Origin of the sequence: Cystobacter fuscus DSM 2262, assembly GCF_000335475.2 — a bacterium.
GTDB lineage: Bacteria > Myxococcota > Myxococcia > Myxococcales > Myxococcaceae > Cystobacter > Cystobacter fuscus.
On record NZ_ANAH02000007.1, the window covers coordinates 402,639 to 421,590 of the forward strand.

Genomic DNA, 18,952 nt, shown 5'->3' on the forward strand with positions numbered 1-18,952 from the left:
ATCTCCTCCTCAATCCCCTTGCGTGCACTGCCAAGCGGGCGTCTAGGACACTCTTCCGACGTTGTACCGCAGTCGCGCCCGGCCCCCAATTCTCAAGGCCCCTCATTCCGCCCCAGGTGTCGGACCGTGTTTCGCGCCGTAGCACCCGCTCGGGTGCCTCCAACGGCGATAGCCGCTGGCCCGTGTGGCCGCCTCCTTACGCCACAACGGTCGTCCATGCCCCGAGGAAGAGCCGCCGAGCCGGTTGGGACTGGCGCAGTGTTCAAGTGGTTCCAGTTCCGCCTATAGGAGCAGGAACCGGGAACCACCATCGCCCGCTCTCAACGCCGCCCCCGGGCGAGGAACGCCTCCAGGGACGCGGACGGGATGCGGATGGAGCGCCCCACCCAAACCCACACCCGCTCCAGTTCCCCGCGTTCCAGGAGCGCGTAGACCGTGGAACGGCAAACGGCCAGCTCTCCCGCCACCTCGCGGACCGTGAGCATCGCGGGGGGCTCCGGCCGCACCAAGGCGCGCACCACGCTCCGCACCACCGGCGCACCACGCCCAGTCGAAACGGTGCCAACCGGCTCCGCCTCCCCGCCATTGGAAACCCCAATCCTTTCCACGAGTTGCGAGCCAGTGACAGGGGCTGCCCCCCCCCTGCCAACCCACCCCACCCCGGCTCATAACGAATTGGTCCCTGGTTCGAATCCAAGAGGGCCCATTCCCCTTCACCTCGCGGAATTGGCTGGAACCGGAGCTGCTCCAGGCCTGCGCGTCAGGGCTGGAGGGAACGGGGCTCGGGTGGAGGATTGCGCACGGGCATGTAGCACTTGCCCTGATACTCGGCGGTGCTCCGGGGACAGGGGGCATCCTGCTTGAGTTGCACCCAGCAACCGCCGTTGATCTCCACTGCGGTGCCCTCGAGGCAGGGGGGCTTTTGCTGTCCCTTGATGGGAGTGGATGGCAAGGGGTAACCAATGCCGGGTTGAGTGTCCGCCGCCACGTCGACCCAATTCACGGGCTCGCCAGCCACGGTCTGCACAGCCCTGGAATCCAGCGCCGCGACCGTGGGCGAGTGAGACTGGAGCCAGAGCAGCAACAGCCCCATGCCGAACGCCATGCCTCCAAGAACGGCGAGACCCATGGAGAGTGCGCGACGGCGCGGCAGCGCGCGTGCAGAGTGGGGCGCACGGGAGAGGAAGGTGGCGGTGTCCTCGCGATCCTCGACGCAGGCCAGGGCACCCGACAGGCGCATGTGCAGCAGCGTCAACTCGTGGAGCGCCTGGGTGGTGGCCCCTGGCATGCGCTCCACCTCCACCGCGAGAAAGGGAGGGGAAACCTCGCTCAGGGCGCGTACGGACCAGGAAGCACGAGGCGCCCAGGGCGTGGCGGGGTCGGGCACCAGCACGAGGGCGGGGGCGCCCGTCTCGAGATGATGCGCCTCGTAGATGTGGCCCAGGGCCGGATCCGAGTCCGGGTGGCGCCTGCCGAGGAGGTACGGTCCCAGTCGGCTACCTTCTCGTGGGGTAGTGTCACTCACGCATTCCTCTCCTTTCGAGATGAGTCCCAAGAGCTTACCTCGGAAGTCAGGCGGTTCGCATGGGCTTCGCTTGCCCTCGTTCGTGGAGACCGCCAAGTTGTCGTTCCATGAGCAATGCCTCCTGGTCGTTCGCCGATTTTGTTCGATGGCTGCGCACGAAGAGCGAGGCGCTCAGGGGGTCGGGCGCGACCGTTGACCTCGATGTTCACGAGAGCCCCAGAGCCTCAGCCCGATTGAGAGTAGACCGTGGAAAGCGCCTGGGGGAGTTGACCGTATGGGACGATGGAGCCGCCCACATGGCGGTCATCGATCTCCAATCGGGTGACTTCGTTTTTGAACGAGATGGCGTGTCTCTCGCTCAAACCCCACCTCCGAGTTGGCTGAATGAGTTCTTCGAGCAACTGGAGGCAGGGGCTTAGGGTCTCTTTCAACTACCGGCGCTCGCTGTCGAGGAGCTTCATCTGGGCCGGGTCGTAGCGGGCACCGGAGATCTTCACCACCGACTCGAGTGCCACGAGGTCGTCCTTCGACAGCGGGCGCTCCTCCGGAGAAGGTGTCAGACGATTCGTAGGAAACGAGATGTCGGAACGAGTCCTTTGACACCTTCCCCGGAGGGAATGGAGCGCCAAGGGAACCCGAAGAAGCGCGCGAGCAAGGCGCCCAAAGGCACGGGCAAGAGGGCGCGCGGAACCGCTCCCGCATCCTACGAGGTCTCCCAGGGTGAGCGCCTGAGCGAACCCGCGCCGTCTGCGCCTACGTCCAGCGACCCGGGGCCTCAGAACAACTGAAGCGGGGACCGCTGGGCGCGGATGCTCCAGCGGTCTCTGCTTCGGGGGCCTAGGCCAAGCGTAACGCTGCTCGGTTCCGCGACGTGGGCCGCCCAAGCCCTCCTATGCTTGGCGTAGGGCGCTAAGGTGGGTGAGGATCGAGGGATGGTCGACTCCGTCATCTCCTGGTGCCGAGAGAACTGGTGGCTCGCGCCAACGTGGCTCGCCGTCGTCATCGCCAGGGCAGTTCACCGTTCCTGGAAGCGCGAGCGGATCCGACGCTGGATCGAATGGTGGTGGCCACATCTGCCCCTTGAGCGCAAGGAGAACATTCTGAGGGTCTGGGACGCTGTCGCGGAGGCGGAGGATTCTCGCTACGGGTCCCCGTTTGGCGAACAGGATCCGGACAAGCAATTCGCCGACATCATGGCCCAGATCAGGTCGATCTCATTCCATTGGCCGCTGAGGATGCTCCACAGGCTCGTTGCCGAGCACATCATCAGGCACGACGACGATATCCGCCGTCGTGTTCCACATGACGGGACGCCAGGACGTTGGAGCAAGTCCCTTCTTCCGTGGCCATAGTCCGCCCCCACCCGGTGAGTCCCGTCAACCGTCTTTTCACCTGCTCTTCCAGATCAACGCCGCTACTCCGGCGGCGCGGTTCTCAAGCGGTTCCGGTTCTCGCTGTAGGGCCGGGAACCGGGAACCACTGCCCCACGTCAGCGCCGCCCCCTGGCGAGGAACGCCTCCAGGGATGCGGACGGGATGCGGATGGAGCGCCCGACCCAGACCCGCTCCAGTTCCCCGCGTTCCAGGAGCGCGTAGACCGTGGCCCGGCAGACGGCTAGCTCTCCCGCCACCTCGCGGACCGTGAGCATCGCGGGGGGCACCGGCCGCACCAAGGCGCGCACCACGCTCCGCACCACCGGCGCACCACGCCCAGTCGAAACGGTGGAAACGGTGCCAACCGGCTCCGCCTCCGCCCCGCTAGAAACCCCAGTGCTTTCCACAGGTTGCGAAACGGTGACAGGGGCTGCCACCCCCTGCCAACCCACCCCACCCCGGCTCATAACCGATTGGTCCCTGGTTCGAATCCAGGAGGGCCCATTCCCCTTCACCTCGCGTCTCTCCTCCGGGCTCCGCACCACTGGCGCACCACGCGCAGACCCGCGCGTCAGGGCTGGAGGGAACGGGGCTCGGGTGGAGGATTGCGCACGGGCATGTAGCACTTGCCCTGATACTCGGCGGTGCTCCGGGGACAGGGGGCATCCTGCTTGAGTTGCACCCAGCAACCGCCGTTGATTTCCACTGCGGTGCCCTCGAGGCAGGGGGGCTTTTGCTGTCCCTTGATGGGAGTGGATGGCAAGGGGTAACCAATGCCGGGTTGAGTGTCCGCCGCCACGTCGACCCAATTCACGGGCTCGCCAGCCACGGTCTGCACAGTCCTGGAATCCAGCGCCGCGACCGTGGGCGAGTGAGACTGGAGCCAGAGCAGCAACAGCCCCACGCCGAGCGCCATGCCTCCAAGAACGGCGAGACCCACGGAAAGCGCGCGGCAGCGCGGCAGCGGGCGAGGTGCGGCGCGGGGCGCACGGGAGAGGAAGGTGGCGGTGTCCTCGCGATCCTCGACGCAGGCCATGGCACCCGACAGGCGCATGTGCAGCAGCGTCAACTCGTGGAGCGCCTGGGTGGTGGCTCCTGGCGTGCGATCCACCTCCACCGCGAGAAACGGAGGGGAGACCTCGCTCAGGGCGCGTACGGACCAGGAAGCACGGGGCGCCCAGGGCGTGGCGGGGTCGGGAACCAGCACGAGGGCGGGGGCACCCGTCTCGGTATGATGCGCCTCGTAGATGTGGCCCAGGGCCGGATCCGAGTCCGGGTGGCGCCTGCCGAGCAGGTACGGTCCCAGTCGGCTACCTTCTCGTGGGGTAGTGTCGCTCACGCCTTCCTCTCCTTTCGAGATGAGTCCGGAGAGCTTACCTCGGAAGTCAGGCGGTTCACATGGGCTTCTCTTCTCCTCGTTCGTGGAGACCGAACAACGCGGTCTGGCAAGATGAGCCAGGTCCACTCCACCTGAGTTGCGCCGGAACGAGGTAGAGCAACGCCATGCTCCTCAAGCACCTCTACAGAATCAGCCTGGAGGAACCACCCCTCTGGTGCTTCTTCATTGGAGTCGGCGGGCAGACGAGCGACATGATGGAGGGGCTCCGCATCGAGCGACTGCACGCGTACATCCACGGTTTCAAAAACGCGCAACGGGAGATGTCCGTTGAGGACGAGGAGGCGTCCGCCTTCTTCGACTGGCTGATCGAGACAGGGGAGTTCCCCGGCCAGGGCTGGCACTGCAAGTACCTCTCTGACGAGGGCGGCGACGAGTTGCGTGCCATCGGGAAGTTCTTCGGGCTGCTGCACAAGTACCTCCTCGAGCAGCGGCCGGCATGGTTTCTCGACCTCAACAAGGCGCCGCAGCCCAGCCAGATTCACCGCGGTTCGGGCGAGCCCGTGCGCCCCGACATCCGCCTGCCCGGCCACGTCGATGTGGCCGCATCCTCGCGCTGAATGCAGGTACTGCTGGCGATGAGAAGCCCCGAATGGCCGTACCGGCTTGGCGGGGCCACTCCGACGGTTGCTCTGCTCGGGAAGGAGAGCGGGCCTCACCGCTTCGGCACTTTGCCCCTGAGATGCTCACCGGCATCATCGTGGGATGATGACCAGGGAGACGGCCCGGAAGCTCAGCGAGCTGATGGTTGATGTCGGTAGGCGGCTCGACGAGTCCCTTCATGAAGTCCAGGGGCGCGAATCCGAGGAGTTCTTCAAGAAGTACCGCCGGACCGTCGGAGACCTCATGGGAACAATGCTCATGGAGGTCATGAACCCCATCTACGCGCACTATCCCGACCTCACACCGCCGCAACTCCGGCAGCCAGGGTTCACCCCGGACAAGGCTCGGAGCTTCAAGGCGACCCACCGCCTTCACCTCCCGGGGGGAGAGGCTCCGGTCGAGGTGATGCTGTACGAAAGCGGCGGGGGCCTTGCCCACACTGAAGCGCAGTGGCGCGCGTTCCAGATGGGGGAGTGCATTCAGAAGCCCTTCTGGCACTGCTTCCGGGGGCGCTGGTCACGCGACAACGATGCCCTCGAGAACATCTCTGTCGTTGTCCCTCGCACCACGCCCCCTGGAATCACGCCGGGGGGCGTGGGGGAGCCCCCTGGCGTCAACACCCCAGACGAAGGGGGGCACAGCCCCTCATGGAGCAGCCTCCTGGAGGCCGCGAGCGTGCACGTGGTCTCTCAGGGCACGTAGCGCCAGCGGTCTCCGGCCCTCGACGAGACCGTCTGATCCGCGAGCACCGCCCCATTGCGCGCGTCCTCCACGACGATGCGGCAGTAGCTCGAGTAGTCGAAGGTGAGCACGACGACCTGGTCGTAGTAGCGGGAGGCGTCGAAGCCGTGCCACGTGCTCGGGCAGGACAACACGCGCACCCGGTGCTGGGTATAGGCGAAGCCGATGTCGTGGTCCGTGAGGCCCGAGTTGTCCGTCATGCCGTAGGCCACTCCCCGCACCACGCGGTCCACGTTGTCGTAGACGAGCCCGGGATTGCTCACGTACTTGCGGCCGAAGGCCGGATTGGCCGCACTCAGCATCGTCCCGGCCTCGGTGAAGTTCCGCCCATCGGTGCTCACCAGCTTGTGCAGGGTCGCGAAGCCGCGCTGCACCACCGCCACGTAGACGCCGTTGACCCGCTCCACGTCCGGCTCCATGAAGCCGGGAAACCCGTTCACGTCCGGGTAGGTGTGAACGAGGGTGAAGTTGCGGGGAATGTCCTCGTTGGACTCGGCCAAGTAGGAGTGGAGCGGACCGTTGCCGATACGCCCATCGAACCAGAGCTTCCAGCCACTGCCCGTCCAGAGCAGCGCGGGACGGGCGATGTCACTGAAGGACGCGCCGGAGACGCGGATCTCCGTCGTCGAGGTGGCCACCGAGGGATTCCACGCCGAGCCGTCCGTACTGGTGGAGATGGCGATCCAGTCCCGGTAGTCGCTCCCGACCTGGTGAGCCACCGTATAGGCCATCACCCAGCTCGTCACGCTGCGCTTCTGCACGGAGGGGTCATTCACGTGCATGTAGGAGCCGTTGTTGATGATGACCCACTGACCGGACCAGGCGCCCTCGGGCACCCAGTCGTCGGACACCGCGAAGTAGATACGGTCGTTACCATCCGAGCTGTTCTTCCAGCCGCCGTAATAGAGGTTCCACACGCCTCCGTTGCGTACCGGGTCCGGGGCGTAGAGGTTGTGACCCTGAATGATAGGGTTCTCCACCGAGGGGTGGGTCTCAATGCCATCCGGCAGGTGGAGGTTGGTAACGGTGAGCCCCGTTCCACCGGTGTTTCCGTCATAGGCGAGAGAGCCCGCCAGGGCCTGCGTGCCCGGCATGAACAAGGTGGCGAGCAAGGACGGGAGCGCGGTGGCACGAGCGCACCAGGAGACAAAGGAAGGAGCAGGAGTTCGCATGCCCTGCCTATAAACCGGAATTCATTGAAATGCATCTAGAACCGGATTGCGCATAGACAGAATAGAGGCCGTGTGGAGGGAGAGGGCTGGAGCGCAGGGGCCGAAGAGGGCCGCTGACCGGGTCCGGCGCCAGGGTCTTCTTGCAGCCGGGCGACTCCCTCAAGCGGGGGCAGAGCCGGGGCAGGAGGAGGAGAGCCCAGCCTTTGCCGCGACGGTGGAGGAGCCGGGCAAGGAGCGCTCACCCCGTTTGGACTCTCGCCGGGCTGCTCAAAAGGACGTTCGCCCTGGAGGTGTTCGCGTGCTTGAGGTGTGGAGGCAGGCGCAGTGGAGTGGCGTACGTGAAGGGAGCAGGAGGGGTGAGAGCGATTCTGGCGCACCTGGGGTTGCCCACGGCGAGTGCGCGCCTGGCAGAGATCGGTGAGTGACGTGTCTGGATGGAGCATCACCGTGGCGAACAGGGAACCATCGGGTGCCGAGACAACGGAATTGGCGACCCGTTTCTCCGGCATCGGGACGCAACCGGCCCAGGAGAGGGCGGGCTGCGCGCCGGTCATGTCGATGTCAAAGACCTCGATCGTTTCGCGGTCGCCGCCAACGGACAGATCCCGCACCTCTTCCCTGCCCCCATGGTTGACGGCATAGAGGGTGGCATGGCCCTGTCCGCGGTCACGAAGACTGATGCCGTGAATCTGCAACTCGTCGGGCGAGGGCTGCGAAGGGCATTGGTCGAAGGGCGCCCTGGGCGCGGTGGCGACCGGTGCGATCCACCGTTCCCATTTCTTGGTCTTCCCATCGATGAGGTGAAGGCCACTCTTGATGGTCATTCCGCTGGCGACGATATAGCGCCCGCCCGGTAGAACCGCCAGATCTTCCGGGTTCTCCATGCCGCACAGGAACTTCAGCTCGCCCGACGGTGCGCATTCTTCCGTGGCGGGCTTTTCGGCGGCAATGCCGGGCCAGATAGCCCCCAGCATCACGAGCAACAACCCACCTATTGCTGTCTGAGCTTTCATTCCATGCTCCCGATGATGACGATTGCCCGGTCCCACGGCGGGAGGGGAATTCCCATCCGGCCGTCGGGTGCCCCGTGGGGTTGGATGGCTCACGAGCGACGGCTCAATGCGCTCACGAAGCCTTGTTCGAGTGGCGTTGGGACGGCGCGCCGTCATCTGAACAAAGCGCGAGTCAGGCGGACGGAGTATTCCGCGTCAGGATTCGCCTTGCTGTCGCTCAGCCGCTCCTGGATGGCCGCCACGGACAGATCCCGCCGCTTGGGCAAGCGTGCCGCCTCGGCGGTCGCGCGCGCGGCCGGCAACTCCTCGCGCGTGAGATCCGTGCAATAGCAGGGCGCGCCCGGCTGCTGCCGCCACGACTCCGCCAACGAGCCCGCGTCGAACGCGTCGAACCCGGTGTCCTCGACGAGCGCCATTCCCACTCGGCGATCCGTGTCGCGGTCGGCCGCGACGGGAAGCGCGATGCGGTCCGGAGACCCCGCGGGCTTCCCCTTCGTCGCGAAGGAGTGGGAGCCGATCGAGTTCCAGGCCTTGACGATCGGCCGGCCCAACTGCTCGGCCACCCACAGGCTCTCGACCTGACCCGCTTCGATGGCGTCGATCTTCCCGTCGCGGAAAGGATAGTAGTTCGACGTGTCGATGACGAAGGTCGCGGAGGGCACGCGGGAGAGCAGCTGCGCCACCCCCGGAATACGGCCCAGGGGAATCGAGAGGATCACGACGTCAACGTCCACCACGGCTTGTGCCGCCGTCACCGCGCGTCCGCCCTGGGCCAGCACGTCGGCCTCGATCGTGTCGGGGCCGCGCGAGTTGGCCACCTTCACGTCGTGTCCGGCCCCGCTCAGCTTCCGCACCAGGGTCTTCCCGATATAGCCAGCGCCAATGATGCCAATCTTCATGATCGTTTCTCCTGGGTTGTTGAGTGAGTGAGTCGGGAGTGAGGGCTTCACTCGACCGCGGGGTGCGCGAGCGCTTCGAGAGTCCGGCGAAGGTCGTCCAGGCCCTTCTGGCTGAGCTGGCAGGCCGTCTTGATCTTGTCGGTGATGCCTCGGATCTCCGCTTCGAGGGCGCGGCTCTCCGGAGTCAGGTTGACCAGCACCCGGCGTTCATCGGCGGGGTCGCGTGTTCGCGTGACCCTCCCCGAGGCCTCGAGCCGCTTGATGAGCGGCGTGATCGTCCCCGTGTCCATGTCCAGGCGGGCACCCAGCTCGCCCACCGGAAGTGGCTCGTTGTCCAGCAACTCCAGGATGACGAGGTACTGGGGGAAGGTCAGGCCCAACGGCTCGAGGAACGGCTTGTGCAACCGCACCATCCGATTCGTTGCGCTGTAAAGCGCGAAGGAAAGCTGTGTCCCAACGGTTCGCCGTTTCAAAGTCGTCATCACCTAGCTCGCAAGTATCTTGTTCACTAGATAATGAGGCGTGGAGAGGCTGTCAAGGCGCCTTCGGGTGTGCTCCGGGCGCCACCAGGAGGACTGCTGACCGGCAGCACGCTCGGAGGGAATGTCCGAGGGCGATGCCGCGAGCCGCGCCGGTGACGAGCGCGGACCTGGCGGCGAGCGGTCACGGAGTCGTGGTGCTCCCCCCATTCCGCCTATACGCCACGGAAGCCGTGGGAGCCCCTCCGTATCGTGAGCCCTCGCGAGGTGTGGCTGGGGAGGGGCAGGTGGAGGAGCGAGGGTGGGGGTACCGGCGGAGGCTGCCGGAGGGGACGGTGCTGTACGAGGCTGTGAGGAAGAACCTGGCCACGCTGCTAGCGGAGGCAGGCGAGTTGGGACGCGGCCTGCCCCGGTACGTGGAGCGGGACTTCGCCAGGTACCTGGAATGCGGAGTGCTGGCACACGGCTTCGCGCGGGTGCGCTGCGAGAGTTGCAAGGACGAACTGCTCGTCGCCTTCTCATGCAAGGGACGAGGGGTGTGCCCGTCCTGCAATGCGAAGCGGGCGCAGGTGACGGCGGCGCACCTGGTGGAGCGGGTGCTGCCGCACGTGCCCTATCGACAGTGGACGGCACCGGGTGCGGTGGGTGCTGCTGAAGGATGCGGGGCTGCTCTCCGACGTCCTGCTCGCGGTGTTCGCCCTGCAGCGACGGAGGGCACACCGGCAGGGCCTCCGCGATGTGCGAGGAGGGGCCATGTCGTTCATTCAGTTCTTCGGCTCGGCCTTGCCAACACGCGGCTCTGGAGCTTCGTGACCGACTGCGCCGGGTAGACGGCCTGTGACGCAGTCCACTCTCAACGTGTGAAGCTCATCACTGAACTATTCCAACGGAGCAGACAGAGTATGCAACATCACGAAACACATCGTGCTGGGCGTCCGTTCAACCCAAACCAGACCCGTGAACGGTGACTCAAGGAGTAGCGCAGTGAGCCCTCATAGTTGGAAGACCATGGCGCTGCCGGTGACCCAAGCCGGTAGCAATTCGAGGAATTTGACTGCTGGTCGAGTCTTGCACCGGCCTTGTTCATGGACATCGGTCCTGATAGCAGCATGGGTCTTCATGCTTCCTGCTTGTTTGACGGCAGAAACCGAAGACAATTTTCTTGCGGATGAGATGACCGGTTCTGTTGTGGGCGCAATGGAAGTGACTTCGCGGCCAAACACAGATGCGGCGATGATGATCCACACGGACGCCAACTTCGGAGGCGGTGCTCAGGCCCTCGCGCCAGGTGTCTATAATCAGGGGGCGTTTGGTCTGGGCGACAACACCGTGAGCTCGCTCACGGTTCCCCCGGGGTGGACGGTCACGCTGTACGAGCATCCCAACTTCTACGGACGCAGGAAGACGTTTACCTCCAACACGGCCTACGTGGGTGATGACTTCGAGAACATCACCTCCGCCATCATCGTCCAGGGGCCGAGCAATACCGGCCCGGCGGTCATCTTCAATGACGTGCAACTCCAAGGCGGCGGTGGTGTTCAGGCCCTCGCGCCAGGCGTCTATAATCTGGCAGCGATTGGTATGGGCGACAACGCCGTGAGTTCGCTCATGGTTCCCTCGGGGTGGACGGTCACGCTGTACGAGCATCCCAACTTCTACGGACGCAGGAAGACGTTTACCTCCAACACGACCTACGTGGGTGATGACTTCGAGAACATCACCTCCGCCATCATCGTCCAGGGACCAAGCAATACCGGTCCGGCGGTCATCTTCGATGACCTGCAACTCCAAGGAGGCGGTGCTCAGGCCCTCGTGCCGGGCATCTATCATCTGTCAGACATTGGTATGGGCGACAACGCCGTGAGCTCGCTCATGGTTCCCCCGGGGTGGACGGTCACCCTGTACGAGCATCCCAACTTCTACGGACGCAGGAAGACGTTTACCTCCAACACGACCTACGTGGGTAATGACTTCGAGAACATCACCTCCGCCATCCTTGTTGAAGCTCCACTCCAAGGAGAGGCAACCAGGTTGGGATACCCCATTGCCGGAACCGTGGATGACGATGACCTCAAGTGGAGAATCGCCAGCGATCCCCTCATCATCGAAAAGCTCGCGAAGTTCGCCTATGCTCTCGGGTTCGCTTATTGCAATGGAACGCGGGATCCGGTCACCGGCCGGGACTTCGAAGTGTACCGAGCCTGGGACGGGAGCTACGTCATGAAAGCGCATTATGACAAGAATGATCCTTGGCTCTACCCGTATCACAAGGCGGATGATCGGCTCAAGATAACGCTCTCCAATTTCAGGACCATCATCGATCCGTCGACGTTTTCCTATGGTGCGCAATCCATCACGTCCGTGGAGCAACCATTCATTCTTAGCAGCCAGGTCGCGGAAAATCGTGGCAGCACCGAGTCAACAATGACGGTGGGAATGTCCGATTCGCATACAGACTCGTATGCGCATACAACGAGTTCCAAGATCGGCGCCGGCCTCAAGGTTACCGTCAAGAGCAAGGCAAAAATTCCTTTCTTGATTGAGTCCGAGGTCTCCACGGAGCTTTCCATCAATGGAGAACAGGGCTGGAGTGATATGACGACCAACACGACCGTTGTTGGGACAACCATCAACTACCAGATGAAAGTACCGGCGATGAGCCGGAAGCGCCTCGAGTTGCTCGCGTACCGTACCAAATCGGATATCAACTATAACGCGCGGGCGCTGATCGCTTTCACCATCAAGTTCGAAGGCCATCTGCGCAGCGGCGCTCTCGGCAACGCTCATGTCAACCATCCGACCGATGAGGCGCCATTTTCAGTAACCTTTGGCAACGACAGCCTCTCGGGCTTCGGTGATATCCTCGACAAGTACGATCATCGGTATATCGGCGGTTACTCGGACTGGGACTGGTTCTGGATGCAGAACAACTTCGGTCCCCTGCTTGATGAGGCCCTGCCCTTCTTCAGAGGTGGCGTTGTCGCTCCGCTGAATGGCAAGTTCAGCAACGTGGCCGGTGGCACCACATTCATCAGGGAATATCCGGCGCAGTTGCTGTGAATTGAAGTAGAGGACCGGAGCCCGATTGGGGGCGGCGGGTATCAGTGCCGAGGGCCATACGATCCATTTGCACTCACTCTCGCCGCCCCCGCCGTATCGAGCCTCACTCAACCCGGTACTCGGTGCGTCAGGTGCCTGTCCGATTCCTTCAAGACAGGCCGGGGCGGGCCGTGCGAATACCGCCGCACGCTGTTCCACCTGCGCACCGGAATCCGCCGCCAACAGGATGAGGGGGCTATGCTGCGGGCCATGAAGATACTGGTCTCGGCCAATGGCTCTCGGGGGGACGTGCAACCCATGCTGGCCCTGGCGCTGGCCTTGCGCGAGCGAGGCCACGAGCCCGTGCTGGCGGCCACTCCCGCCTTCGCCTCGGAAGCCAGGGCCTTCGACCTGCCCTTCGTGCCCGTGGGCATTGACATATAACAGCTCATGAAAGAGCACCGCGACTCCATCGGCAACGACTTCTTCCCGGCTGTTGGTGGTCCTCAGCCGTGAACCACCGAGGACTGCCGGAGCCACCCCCCTCGACACCTCGCAGCCAGCCCTTCTCCACCCAGGAGCGCACCACGGGTTCCGTCACGCCCAGCAGCGCGGCGACCCCCTGCAGGGAGTAGAGGCCGTCGGCCCGGCGCTCTGGCTGTCGTGGCCGTCCTCGTCGTCCCGCGGGCTGGCACCGGATGCCGTAGCGCTTGCGCACCCAGCGCACCGCCTCCTTGTCCCAGGCGCGCTTGACTCCAGAGAGCAGCCCCCTTCGGTTCAGCTCGGCTGCTACCTCCCTGTCGCTCCTCTCCTTGGCCAGCGTGCCAATGAGTTTGATGACCTCGGGCGAAGTGGCTCGCTCGGATGATGGGCGACGCGCAATACTCAGCTCGCTGCACGTCCCGGTCTGCCAGAGCAGTTGGATGTGAATCCCGCGCTCCGGGACGTCCACGGGGCTGAGCACCACCTCTCTCACCAGAATCCGCAGCAGGTTCTTTCGCTCGGCATTCGTCGTGCTCCGCGCGTGCCAGACATATGACAAGTCCTTGGCTAGCTCGAGCAGGTGTGCTCTGTCCTGGATCGTGAGCTCTACCTTCTCGCGCCGCAGGACCTGCTGGTGCTCGCGCTCGAGCGACTCCCACTCGCCCAGCTTCTCGTTCCACTCACGCACCAACGTGCGGGCCACCACGCGGTTGTCCGGGTCCACCGTACGGACGCGCGGGCTCCCGGTAGGCGGTCTGCATCCGGTGACCGCACCGGCCACAGAGCACCAGCCCCTGCAACAGAGCGCTTCCCTCACGGGCAGCACCGCGCTGGTCCGGCTGCTGGTAGTTGGGATGGTTGGTCGCGAGCTTCTTCTGGTTGGCCATGTACTCCTCCCAGCGGATGTAGGCCGGGTGGTGATTCTTCAAACACACCTTCCAGGCTTCCCACGGCAGCCGCGTGCGGCGCTGGCGCCGCACCTGTCCGTCCACCAGCGTCAGGTGCCTTTCATTGCGCCCGAAGACATAGGCACCGGCGTAGGTGGGGTTGTGGAGCATGGAGAGCAGCAGGGTGTAACGCGGTGGCACCTGGCGAAGTTGATGCGTGCCCGGCCCTCGCATGGCAGGTCCAGCAACCGGTGCCAGTCCGCCGAGGAGCGCGCCAGGCGAGAGACTTCCAACGAGAGGATGACGCCGACGCGTCCGTGCGCGACCTCCTCGGCCATGCGCTGGAATCCCGCTCGCCTGTCCGCGTTCGTCCCACTCGGGCCCATGTCTTCATCAATGATGTCAATGCGCTCGGGCGGCCAGCCCAGTTCCAGAGCGCGCTGGCGCAGGGCGTACTGACGGGCCGTGGACTCACGATGCTCGTGGACCTGCCTGAGCGTGGACTGGCGCAGGTACACCACCGCTCGACGCTCCAGATGCGTGACTCGAACCTTGTCGTTCATCGCCTTCCTCCGCGTCTACGGTTTCGGCGCGCAGCACCTGGTGCAGCAGGGCGGCCCACGTGCCGAGCAGTTGCGGCCTTACCGCCATGGGCAGTGCCGCCCACGGGGGGCCGGATTTCTGGGAAGGACACGTTGGCATGTATCAACGTAGGTCCACCCTGGGCCAGGGGCGTGGCGGAGGGGCCCTGGGTGCGACCGAGCGCCACCTGCACCGCACTGGCAAGCTCGAGCAGCGCAGGGATGGAGAGTCGGACCTCTCGGCCACCGACGCTCGGAGGAACGAAGAGCGGGGAACGGTCCGTCCACTCGAGCGGCAGTCTCATGTACTGTCCGGGAGGATGCTCCACGTCGACGTAGCGCCGACCCTCCTGGCTACGGATGAACCGAGCGACTGGCCGTTCCATGCCTTTGAGGGGGTGGACCGGCAGCGTGACCGTCACCTCGAAGCGGCGGGAAACCTCTATTGGAAGCAGCGGGAATCGAACCCACGCCGGGCGGTGCGAAACTCCCAGCAGAATCGCGCCCTTACCTCGTAACCGCCCGGACCCGTGGGCAATAGGTATCTCGCTGCGTCAAGTCCTGTCCGATCTTGTAGGCTGGAACCCTCCTCGATCTGGAGGGAGCCCCATGGCAACTCGCCTGACCGCTGCGGTCCTGCTCTTGGCCCTGCTCAGTGCGTGCGCCACCCAGCGTGTGGTACGCCTCGACACGAGGCAGGGGGAACCCCTGGAGTACAAGCTGCCCACCTCGCCTCAGTCCGTGAAGGTGGACGCGGAAGCGTTCGAGGAAGTGCTGACGCATATGGTGCTGAATGCGCCCCTCACGCTCCGCCCACTCCAGCACGGTGGGCTGGTGCTCGCCTCCTACCCAGGCAACGACGAGGCACCTCGCTGGCAGCGCCTCATGAGTAAGCGCTACGGCGGCCTCTGCGAGCCGGGCCAGCGGATGGAAACCTGCCTCTCCCCGCTCGACGACGTGATGGGCCTGAGTGAATGGGACAAACTGGGCGTGGCCCTGGGCCTGTCGATTGATCCCCTCAAGGAGAGCATTGCCAGGGCGGTGGAGAAGACGCTGGCCCCGCAGCTCTTCTACACCGTCATTGCGACGGGGCTGGTCACCTGGGCCGTCCTGGCGGTCAACCCCGAGCCCGTGTTCACCAAGGCGGCGGCAATCGTTTCGGCGCTGCTGTTGATCTACCTGGGAGTGGAGACATTCCTGGAGGTGGTGGACGCGAGCCGGGAATTGAAATGGGCCAGCGACCGGGCCATGACCTGGGAGGAGTTGGAGCACGCCAGCAAGCGCTTCGCCCACCGGGTGGGGCCGGAGGTGGCCCGCGTCTTTGTCCTCGCGGTGACGGTGGTGATGAGCCACGGCATGACCGGGGGCTCGGCATGGCTGGCCTCAAGACTGTCGATGCTGCCCAACGTCGCGGAGGCGGCGGCACTGGGGGCCGAACCACTGCGCCTCACACTTTCGGAGATAGGACAGGTGAGCACGGTGGCGGTTTCCGCCGAGGGCACTATCACCGTTATCCTGGCTCCCACGGCGGTGGCCATGACGGGCAAGGGGCCCGGTGGTGGCTCGAAGCAAGAGCAATACAAGACGCCCAAGTCTGGCGTCAGCGGGAAAGAGGGCGCCAAGGATGTGCCAAGCTGGGCGAAAGGTGAACGGCCCAAGGTTGATGAGAGTGGCAAGGACTTCGCCAAGAGGTTGTTGGACAAGAAGTATGGGGAAGGGAGCTACGACAAGGGGCCTGGGAGTGAATTCAACAAGATACAAAAATGGGGAGACCGCGCATTCGAGAACCCATGAGGGCGTCCCATGACACACGTGTATGTCCTTCAACATGTGCATGCAGCTCTAAACGGAGAGGAGGATATCAAGCTCATTGGCGTGTACGTGACCGAGGCGGATGCCCAGGCGGCTGTTTCCCGTCTGAGCCAACAGCCAGGCTTCCGAGAGCACCCGGAGGGGTTTCACATTTCTCGGTACGAACTCAACAAGGACCACTGGACCGAGGGGTTCATTGGATGGGATGAAGCCCTTGATGAATCATGAATCCATGGGAGTCGAAGCTCTCGTCCGAGCGATAGCATTCAGGTCTTCCGGATGGTTGGAGGCAGGCGATGGGGTGGGGCCGTCACGCTGCCCCACAAGCCCAATTGAGTCCAAATCTGGTCCGACAAGAACCGATTGGGTCCCCTGATGCGGTGACCGGTTATACGCGGGTTGTCGTGGCGTCCGGCATGCTCGCATGTGCCGGACGCAGCACGGAGGCGGCCACGCCGCTCAGGCCCACCAGCCCCACGAGGTTGGGGAACACCTGCAAGCCATTCATCAGGTCTCCCCAGGCCCAGATGGTCTCCACGGATGTGTTCGCGTGCTTGAGGTGTGAAGGCAGGCGGAGTGGAGTGGCGGACGTGAAGGGAGCAGCAGGGGTGAGAGCGATTCTGGCGCAGTGCGCCAGCACTCCGCACTCCAGGTACCGGGCGAAGTCCCGCTCCACGTACCGGGGCAGGCCGCGCCCCACCTCGCTCGCCTCCTCCAGAAGCGTGGCCAGGTTGTCCTTCACCGCCTCGTACAGCACCGTCCCCTCCGGCTGCCTCCGCCGGTACGCCCACCCGCGCTCCTCCACCCGCTCCTCCCCTTCCACAACGCCTCGACGACCTGAGCGGGGCGCGGGCGCGATGACGCGCTCGACATCAGTCCGTGGGAGGCGGTGTTGAGGATCCAGGTGTTTCCCTTGAGGATGAAGCCGAAGGCCACCTTGGAGCTCTGGGTCCTCTTCATCTTGACGCACTTGCCCGCATCGTCCGCGTCACCGCAGCTGATACTTCCGATCTTTTCCTTGCCGCTGCCGAGCAGGGCGCACACCTTGACCACCTCACGCGCCGTGTCCGTGCTCAGCCCGGGATGAGATCGCCCGGGCGGGTGGGCACCGGGTGCGTCCGCATCAGTGGCCGCGCGGCGAGCATGATCCAGATGCCGTACGCCACCATGAACGTCCGGTTGGGAATCCCGAAGTAGCGCATCTGCATGAGCAGGGGCACCATGACCACCAGGCTCAACCAGACGGCGGCGGCCCACATGGGCAAGCGCGCCCCGGACCAGGGCGCCTGTCGCCGCAGCGCGAGCGACACGAAGAGCACGGCCAGGAGTTCGCTCGGCACCCCGATCATGAACCCCACCCCATGCATCCTTCCGGAGAAGGACATCTGGGTCTGGTCCGCCGTCGTCGGATCCATGGGGAAGGCGCCCCCCAGCGCGAGCCCGACGGCCGTCAGGAAGAGGAAGACGAGCCCCATCCGGCCAGACCAACCCCGTGCCTGGCCCACGAGCGCCACGAGGAGCGCCAGGCTGCCGAGCGCGAAGGCCCCGAACGAGACGCCCATCACGGCGCCGTAGGGGCCTATCGCGTACTCACTGATCATGTGAGACGTGGGCACCAGGTCAGGCCGCAGCACGTGCAGCACCAGAAGCGACAGGAGCGCGACGGAGGAAGCCCAGAAGGCGATTCGCGCGGATTGAAGGGTCATGGACATTCGATATAGTTGACTCCATCCAATATGGCAATTCGTCGCAAACGGACCTACACATCCCCCAAGCGGGACAGCGCCGCGGCCGCCAACCGGGCCCGGATCCTCGAGGCGGCGAGGGCACTCTTCGCTCGTCGCGGAATCGATGCGGTGACCATCGCCCAGATCGCCGAGCGCGCGGGCGTCTCGGGCTCGTCGGTCTACGCGCTGTTCGCATCGAAGGAAGGGCTCTTGCGAGCGCTGATCCAGGAGGCACTCTTCGGACAGGGCTACCAGGCCGCGAGCGCACGGCTCGACGCGGAAGCGGATCCCGTGGAGCAGCTTCGGATGACGGCGACCGTGGCGCGAGGCATCTACGAGAGCGAGTCCACCCTGCTCGGACTTCTCCGGGGGGCCTCCGGCTTCTCGCTCGCGCTTCGGCGTCTCGAGGCCTCGCTCGAGGAGAAGCGATTCGCGCTCCAGCAAGCGCGTGTCCTTCGCCTCTTCGAGGCGGGCAGGGCCCGGGAGGGACTCTCGCTCGACAAGGCCCGCCGCCTCCTGTGGATGTACACGAGCCGCGACGTCTACCGGTTGCTCGTGCTCGAAGGCGGCTTCACGCCGGAGGAGTACGAGACCTGGCTCTCCCAGACGCTCGTCACCACGCTCGTCGCCCCCCCTGCCAGGGCCACTTCCGCGAAGGGCCCCCGGTGAACGCCGTGGGTCCGGACCACTGTGCCGCCATGGCCACGCTCGGCACGCTGGGCCCGGGTCGGCACCGCGCCACCTTCCTCGTCGCGCTGCGCTTCGCCATCACATCCATGACCGGGTGAGCACCGCGGCCGGGGCCCTCATTGGCGGTCAGCGGGGTGCGCTCGCTGCTCCTGGCCCTGCCGCCGTTGCTGGTGGGCGGCAGCCTGAGCACCTCCGGGTGGACGTACCTGCCGGGCTTCGCGCTGGGCATCCTCGTGGGCATGGGCGCGGTGGGGCTCATCTTCGCCGAGGGCCTGGCGCGCATGAGCACGAACGTGGCCGAGCGGCTCCAACGCTTCGTGGCGCTCGGCTCCGCAGCGCTCGGGCTGTTCTGGATCGCCAGCCGGTTCTGAGGCGACTTTCGCCATTCTGGGTGGCGAGTAGGTCCACAGAGCGAAGGGATGAGCGGCAGGGAGCAAGCCCCACAAGCGGGGGCAGAGCCGGGGCAGGAGGAGGAGAGCCCAGCCTTTGCCGCGACGGTGGAGGAGCCAGGGAAGGAGCGCTCACCCCGTTT

25 protein-coding genes and 1 pseudogene are annotated in these 18,952 nt (G+C 65.0%); 12 read left to right on the top strand and 14 right to left on the bottom strand.

Going from position 1 to position 18,952, the window contains the following annotated elements; all coding sequences use genetic code 11:
* Positions 1–320 precede the first annotated feature (320 nt).
* Both D187_RS14035 and D187_RS49880 read right to left on the bottom strand, forming a co-directional pair.
* A complete protein-coding gene (locus D187_RS14035) occupies positions 321–521 on the bottom strand; it encodes a helix-turn-helix domain-containing protein (protein ID WP_245591706.1) in 201 nt (66 codons plus the stop codon).
* Positions 522–760: 239 nt separating this feature from the next.
* The gene (locus D187_RS49880; RefSeq protein ID WP_002621518.1) at positions 761–1,525 is read right to left on the bottom strand and encodes a hypothetical protein; all 765 of its coding nucleotides are present in this window, start codon (positions 1,523–1,525) and stop codon (positions 761–763) included.
* Positions 1,526–1,632: 107 nt separating this feature from the next.
* On the opposite strand from D187_RS49880, the gene D187_RS59535 reads away from it, so the two are divergent.
* Complete coding sequence (locus tag D187_RS59535; RefSeq protein WP_438356948.1) at positions 1,633–1,944, top strand: immunity protein TriTu family protein; 312 nt, start codon at positions 1,633–1,635, stop codon at positions 1,942–1,944.
* A 513-nt stretch (positions 1,945–2,457) separates the two neighbouring features.
* A complete protein-coding gene (locus D187_RS14050; protein ID WP_043429662.1) occupies positions 2,458–2,877 on the top strand; it encodes a hypothetical protein in 420 nt (139 codons plus the stop codon).
* Positions 2,878–3,014: 137 nt separating this feature from the next.
* Here the strand turns inward: D187_RS14050 and D187_RS14055 are convergent, their stop codons facing one another.
* Both D187_RS14055 and D187_RS49885 read right to left on the bottom strand, forming a co-directional pair.
* Positions 3,015–3,209 (bottom strand): helix-turn-helix domain-containing protein, encoded by a 195-nt coding sequence (locus D187_RS14055; RefSeq protein WP_245591707.1) that lies wholly within the window; start codon positions 3,207–3,209, stop codon positions 3,015–3,017.
* Between the two features lie 260 nt (positions 3,210–3,469).
* The gene (locus tag D187_RS49885) at positions 3,470–4,237 is read right to left on the bottom strand and encodes a hypothetical protein (RefSeq protein WP_002621522.1); all 768 of its coding nucleotides are present in this window, start codon (positions 4,235–4,237) and stop codon (positions 3,470–3,472) included.
* A gap of 164 nt (positions 4,238–4,401) precedes the next feature.
* Between D187_RS49885 and D187_RS14065 the strand changes: the two genes are divergently transcribed.
* Positions 4,402–4,854, top strand: coding sequence for a hypothetical protein (locus D187_RS14065; protein ID WP_002621523.1), 453 nt, complete (start codon positions 4,402–4,404; stop codon positions 4,852–4,854).
* Positions 4,855–4,999: 145 nt separating this feature from the next.
* Positions 5,000–5,599, top strand: coding sequence for a hypothetical protein (locus D187_RS49890; RefSeq protein ID WP_002621524.1), 600 nt, complete (start codon positions 5,000–5,002; stop codon positions 5,597–5,599).
* Here D187_RS49890 and D187_RS14075 read toward each other — a convergent pair.
* From D187_RS14075 to D187_RS14085, 4 genes are all read right to left on the bottom strand, one after another.
* A complete protein-coding gene (locus D187_RS14075) occupies positions 5,587–6,810 on the bottom strand; it encodes a hypothetical protein (protein WP_020918029.1) in 1,224 nt (407 codons plus the stop codon). The two genes, D187_RS49890 and D187_RS14075, sit on opposite strands and share 13 nt — an antisense overlap.
* A gap of 35 nt (positions 6,811–6,845) precedes the next feature.
* Positions 6,846–7,823, bottom strand: a complete 978-nt coding sequence (locus tag D187_RS55110) for a hypothetical protein (protein WP_155893340.1) — start codon at positions 7,821–7,823, stop codon at positions 6,846–6,848.
* A 152-nt stretch (positions 7,824–7,975) separates the two neighbouring features.
* Positions 7,976–8,722: an NADPH-dependent F420 reductase gene (locus D187_RS14080; protein WP_002621526.1), complete on the bottom strand. Its 747-nt coding sequence runs from the start codon at positions 8,720–8,722 to the stop codon at positions 7,976–7,978.
* A gap of 47 nt (positions 8,723–8,769) precedes the next feature.
* A complete protein-coding gene (locus tag D187_RS14085) occupies positions 8,770–9,135 on the bottom strand; it encodes a MarR family winged helix-turn-helix transcriptional regulator (protein ID WP_002621527.1) in 366 nt (121 codons plus the stop codon).
* Positions 9,136–9,338: 203 nt separating this feature from the next.
* On the opposite strand from D187_RS14085, the gene D187_RS59540 reads away from it, so the two are divergent.
* The 3 genes from D187_RS59540 to D187_RS14095 all read left to right on the top strand — a co-directional run bounded on the left by D187_RS59540 (position 9,339) and on the right by D187_RS14095 (position 12,684).
* Positions 9,339–10,031 (top strand): transposase zinc-binding domain-containing protein, encoded by a 693-nt coding sequence (locus tag D187_RS59540; protein WP_438356949.1) that lies wholly within the window; start codon positions 9,339–9,341, stop codon positions 10,029–10,031.
* Positions 10,032–10,209: 178 nt separating this feature from the next.
* Positions 10,210–12,261, top strand: coding sequence for an aerolysin family beta-barrel pore-forming toxin (locus tag D187_RS14090; RefSeq protein ID WP_081713685.1), 2,052 nt, complete (start codon positions 10,210–10,212; stop codon positions 12,259–12,261).
* Between the two features lie 249 nt (positions 12,262–12,510).
* Positions 12,511–12,684 (top strand): glycosyltransferase, encoded by a 174-nt coding sequence (locus D187_RS14095; protein WP_081713702.1) that lies wholly within the window; start codon positions 12,511–12,513, stop codon positions 12,682–12,684.
* A gap of 4 nt (positions 12,685–12,688) precedes the next feature.
* Here the strand turns inward: D187_RS14095 and D187_RS57770 are convergent, their stop codons facing one another.
* The 4 genes and pseudogenes from D187_RS57770 to D187_RS59715 all read right to left on the bottom strand — a co-directional run bounded on the left by D187_RS57770 (position 12,689) and on the right by D187_RS59715 (position 14,613).
* The gene (locus tag D187_RS57770; protein ID WP_245591708.1) at positions 12,689–13,426 is read right to left on the bottom strand and encodes a recombinase family protein; all 738 of its coding nucleotides are present in this window, start codon (positions 13,424–13,426) and stop codon (positions 12,689–12,691) included.
* Positions 13,404–13,844: a recombinase family protein gene (locus tag D187_RS57775; RefSeq protein ID WP_002621531.1), complete on the bottom strand. Its 441-nt coding sequence runs from the start codon at positions 13,842–13,844 to the stop codon at positions 13,404–13,406. The genes D187_RS57770 and D187_RS57775 overlap by 23 nt, the downstream gene beginning before the upstream one ends.
* Before the next feature lie 14 nt (positions 13,845–13,858).
* Positions 13,859–14,173, bottom strand: a pseudogene (locus D187_RS57780) (recombinase family protein); the annotation flags it as partial.
* Positions 14,170–14,613 (bottom strand): DUF5372 family protein, encoded by a 444-nt coding sequence (locus D187_RS59715; protein ID WP_497463184.1) that lies wholly within the window; start codon positions 14,611–14,613, stop codon positions 14,170–14,172. The pseudogene D187_RS57780 and the gene D187_RS59715, both read right to left, overlap by 4 nt.
* A gap of 187 nt (positions 14,614–14,800) precedes the next feature.
* On the opposite strand from D187_RS59715, the gene sitA5 reads away from it, so the two are divergent.
* Both sitA5 and D187_RS14120 read left to right on the top strand, forming a co-directional pair.
* Positions 14,801–15,985 carry a SitA5 family polymorphic toxin gene (gene sitA5 / locus D187_RS14115; RefSeq protein ID WP_002621532.1) on the top strand — a complete coding sequence of 395 codons (1,185 nt, stop codon included), beginning with the start codon at positions 14,801–14,803 and terminating at the stop codon, positions 15,983–15,985.
* A gap of 9 nt (positions 15,986–15,994) precedes the next feature.
* Positions 15,995–16,231 carry a DUF7336 domain-containing protein gene (locus D187_RS14120; RefSeq protein ID WP_002621533.1) on the top strand — a complete coding sequence of 79 codons (237 nt, stop codon included), beginning with the start codon at positions 15,995–15,997 and terminating at the stop codon, positions 16,229–16,231.
* Positions 16,232–16,391: 160 nt separating this feature from the next.
* Here D187_RS14120 and D187_RS56740 read toward each other — a convergent pair whose 3' ends face one another.
* Both D187_RS56740 and D187_RS14135 read right to left on the bottom strand, forming a co-directional pair.
* Positions 16,392–16,808, bottom strand: coding sequence for a hypothetical protein (locus D187_RS56740; RefSeq protein ID WP_155893341.1), 417 nt, complete (start codon positions 16,806–16,808; stop codon positions 16,392–16,394).
* Between the two features lie 268 nt (positions 16,809–17,076).
* The gene (locus tag D187_RS14135) at positions 17,077–17,715 is read right to left on the bottom strand and encodes a DUF998 domain-containing protein (protein ID WP_002621535.1); all 639 of its coding nucleotides are present in this window, start codon (positions 17,713–17,715) and stop codon (positions 17,077–17,079) included.
* A gap of 24 nt (positions 17,716–17,739) precedes the next feature.
* Between D187_RS14135 and D187_RS14140 the strand changes: the two genes are divergently transcribed.
* Genes D187_RS14140 through D187_RS57785 form a run of 3 tightly spaced genes read left to right on the top strand, consistent with a single transcriptional unit; the run spans position 17,740 to position 18,791 of the window.
* Positions 17,740–18,399: a TetR/AcrR family transcriptional regulator gene (locus D187_RS14140; protein ID WP_043429670.1), complete on the top strand. Its 660-nt coding sequence runs from the start codon at positions 17,740–17,742 to the stop codon at positions 18,397–18,399.
* Positions 18,396–18,518 (top strand): hypothetical protein, encoded by a 123-nt coding sequence (locus D187_RS58730; RefSeq protein WP_002621537.1) that lies wholly within the window; start codon positions 18,396–18,398, stop codon positions 18,516–18,518. The genes D187_RS14140 and D187_RS58730 overlap by 4 nt, the downstream gene beginning before the upstream one ends.
* A 36-nt stretch (positions 18,519–18,554) precedes the next feature.
* Entirely contained in the window at positions 18,555–18,791 is a 237-nt protein-coding gene (locus D187_RS57785; protein ID WP_002621538.1) for a hypothetical protein, read from the top strand.
* Positions 18,792–18,952 lie beyond the last annotated feature (161 nt).

What these genes read in the sequence shown, in the direction of transcription:
- D187_RS59535 (WP_438356948.1), top strand. Translation starts at nt 1,633, where the DNA reads ATGAGCAATGCCTCCTGGTCGTTCGCCGATTTTGTTCGATGGCTGCGC.
- D187_RS14050 (WP_043429662.1), top strand. Translation starts at nt 2,458, where the DNA reads ATGGTCGACTCCGTCATCTCCTGGTGCCGAGAGAACTGGTGGCTCGCG.
- D187_RS14065 (WP_002621523.1), top strand. Translation starts at nt 4,402, where the DNA reads ATGCTCCTCAAGCACCTCTACAGAATCAGCCTGGAGGAACCACCCCTC.
- D187_RS49890 (WP_002621524.1), top strand. Translation starts at nt 5,000, where the DNA reads ATGATGACCAGGGAGACGGCCCGGAAGCTCAGCGAGCTGATGGTTGAT.
- D187_RS14075 (WP_020918029.1), bottom strand. Translation starts at nt 6,810, where the DNA reads ATGCGAACTCCTGCTCCTTCCTTTGTCTCCTGGTGCGCTCGTGCCACC.
- D187_RS55110 (WP_155893340.1), bottom strand. Translation starts at nt 7,823, where the DNA reads ATGAAAGCTCAGACAGCAATAGGTGGGTTGTTGCTCGTGATGCTGGGG.
- D187_RS14080 (WP_002621526.1), bottom strand. Translation starts at nt 8,722, where the DNA reads ATGAAGATTGGCATCATTGGCGCTGGCTATATCGGGAAGACCCTGGTG.
- D187_RS14085 (WP_002621527.1), bottom strand. Translation starts at nt 9,135, where the DNA reads ATGGTGCGGTTGCACAAGCCGTTCCTCGAGCCGTTGGGCCTGACCTTC.
- D187_RS59540 (WP_438356949.1), top strand. Translation starts at nt 9,339, where the DNA reads ATGCCGCGAGCCGCGCCGGTGACGAGCGCGGACCTGGCGGCGAGCGGT.
- D187_RS14090 (WP_081713685.1), top strand. Translation starts at nt 10,210, where the DNA reads ATGGCGCTGCCGGTGACCCAAGCCGGTAGCAATTCGAGGAATTTGACT.
- D187_RS14095 (WP_081713702.1), top strand. Translation starts at nt 12,511, where the DNA reads ATGAAGATACTGGTCTCGGCCAATGGCTCTCGGGGGGACGTGCAACCC.
- D187_RS57775 (WP_002621531.1), bottom strand. Translation starts at nt 13,844, where the DNA reads ATGCGAGGGCCGGGCACGCATCAACTTCGCCAGGTGCCACCGCGTTAC.
- sitA5 (WP_002621532.1), top strand. Translation starts at nt 14,801, where the DNA reads ATGGCAACTCGCCTGACCGCTGCGGTCCTGCTCTTGGCCCTGCTCAGT.
- D187_RS14120 (WP_002621533.1), top strand. Translation starts at nt 15,995, where the DNA reads ATGACACACGTGTATGTCCTTCAACATGTGCATGCAGCTCTAAACGGA.
- D187_RS14135 (WP_002621535.1), bottom strand. Translation starts at nt 17,715, where the DNA reads ATGTCCATGACCCTTCAATCCGCGCGAATCGCCTTCTGGGCTTCCTCC.
- D187_RS14140 (WP_043429670.1), top strand. Translation starts at nt 17,740, where the DNA reads ATGGCAATTCGTCGCAAACGGACCTACACATCCCCCAAGCGGGACAGC.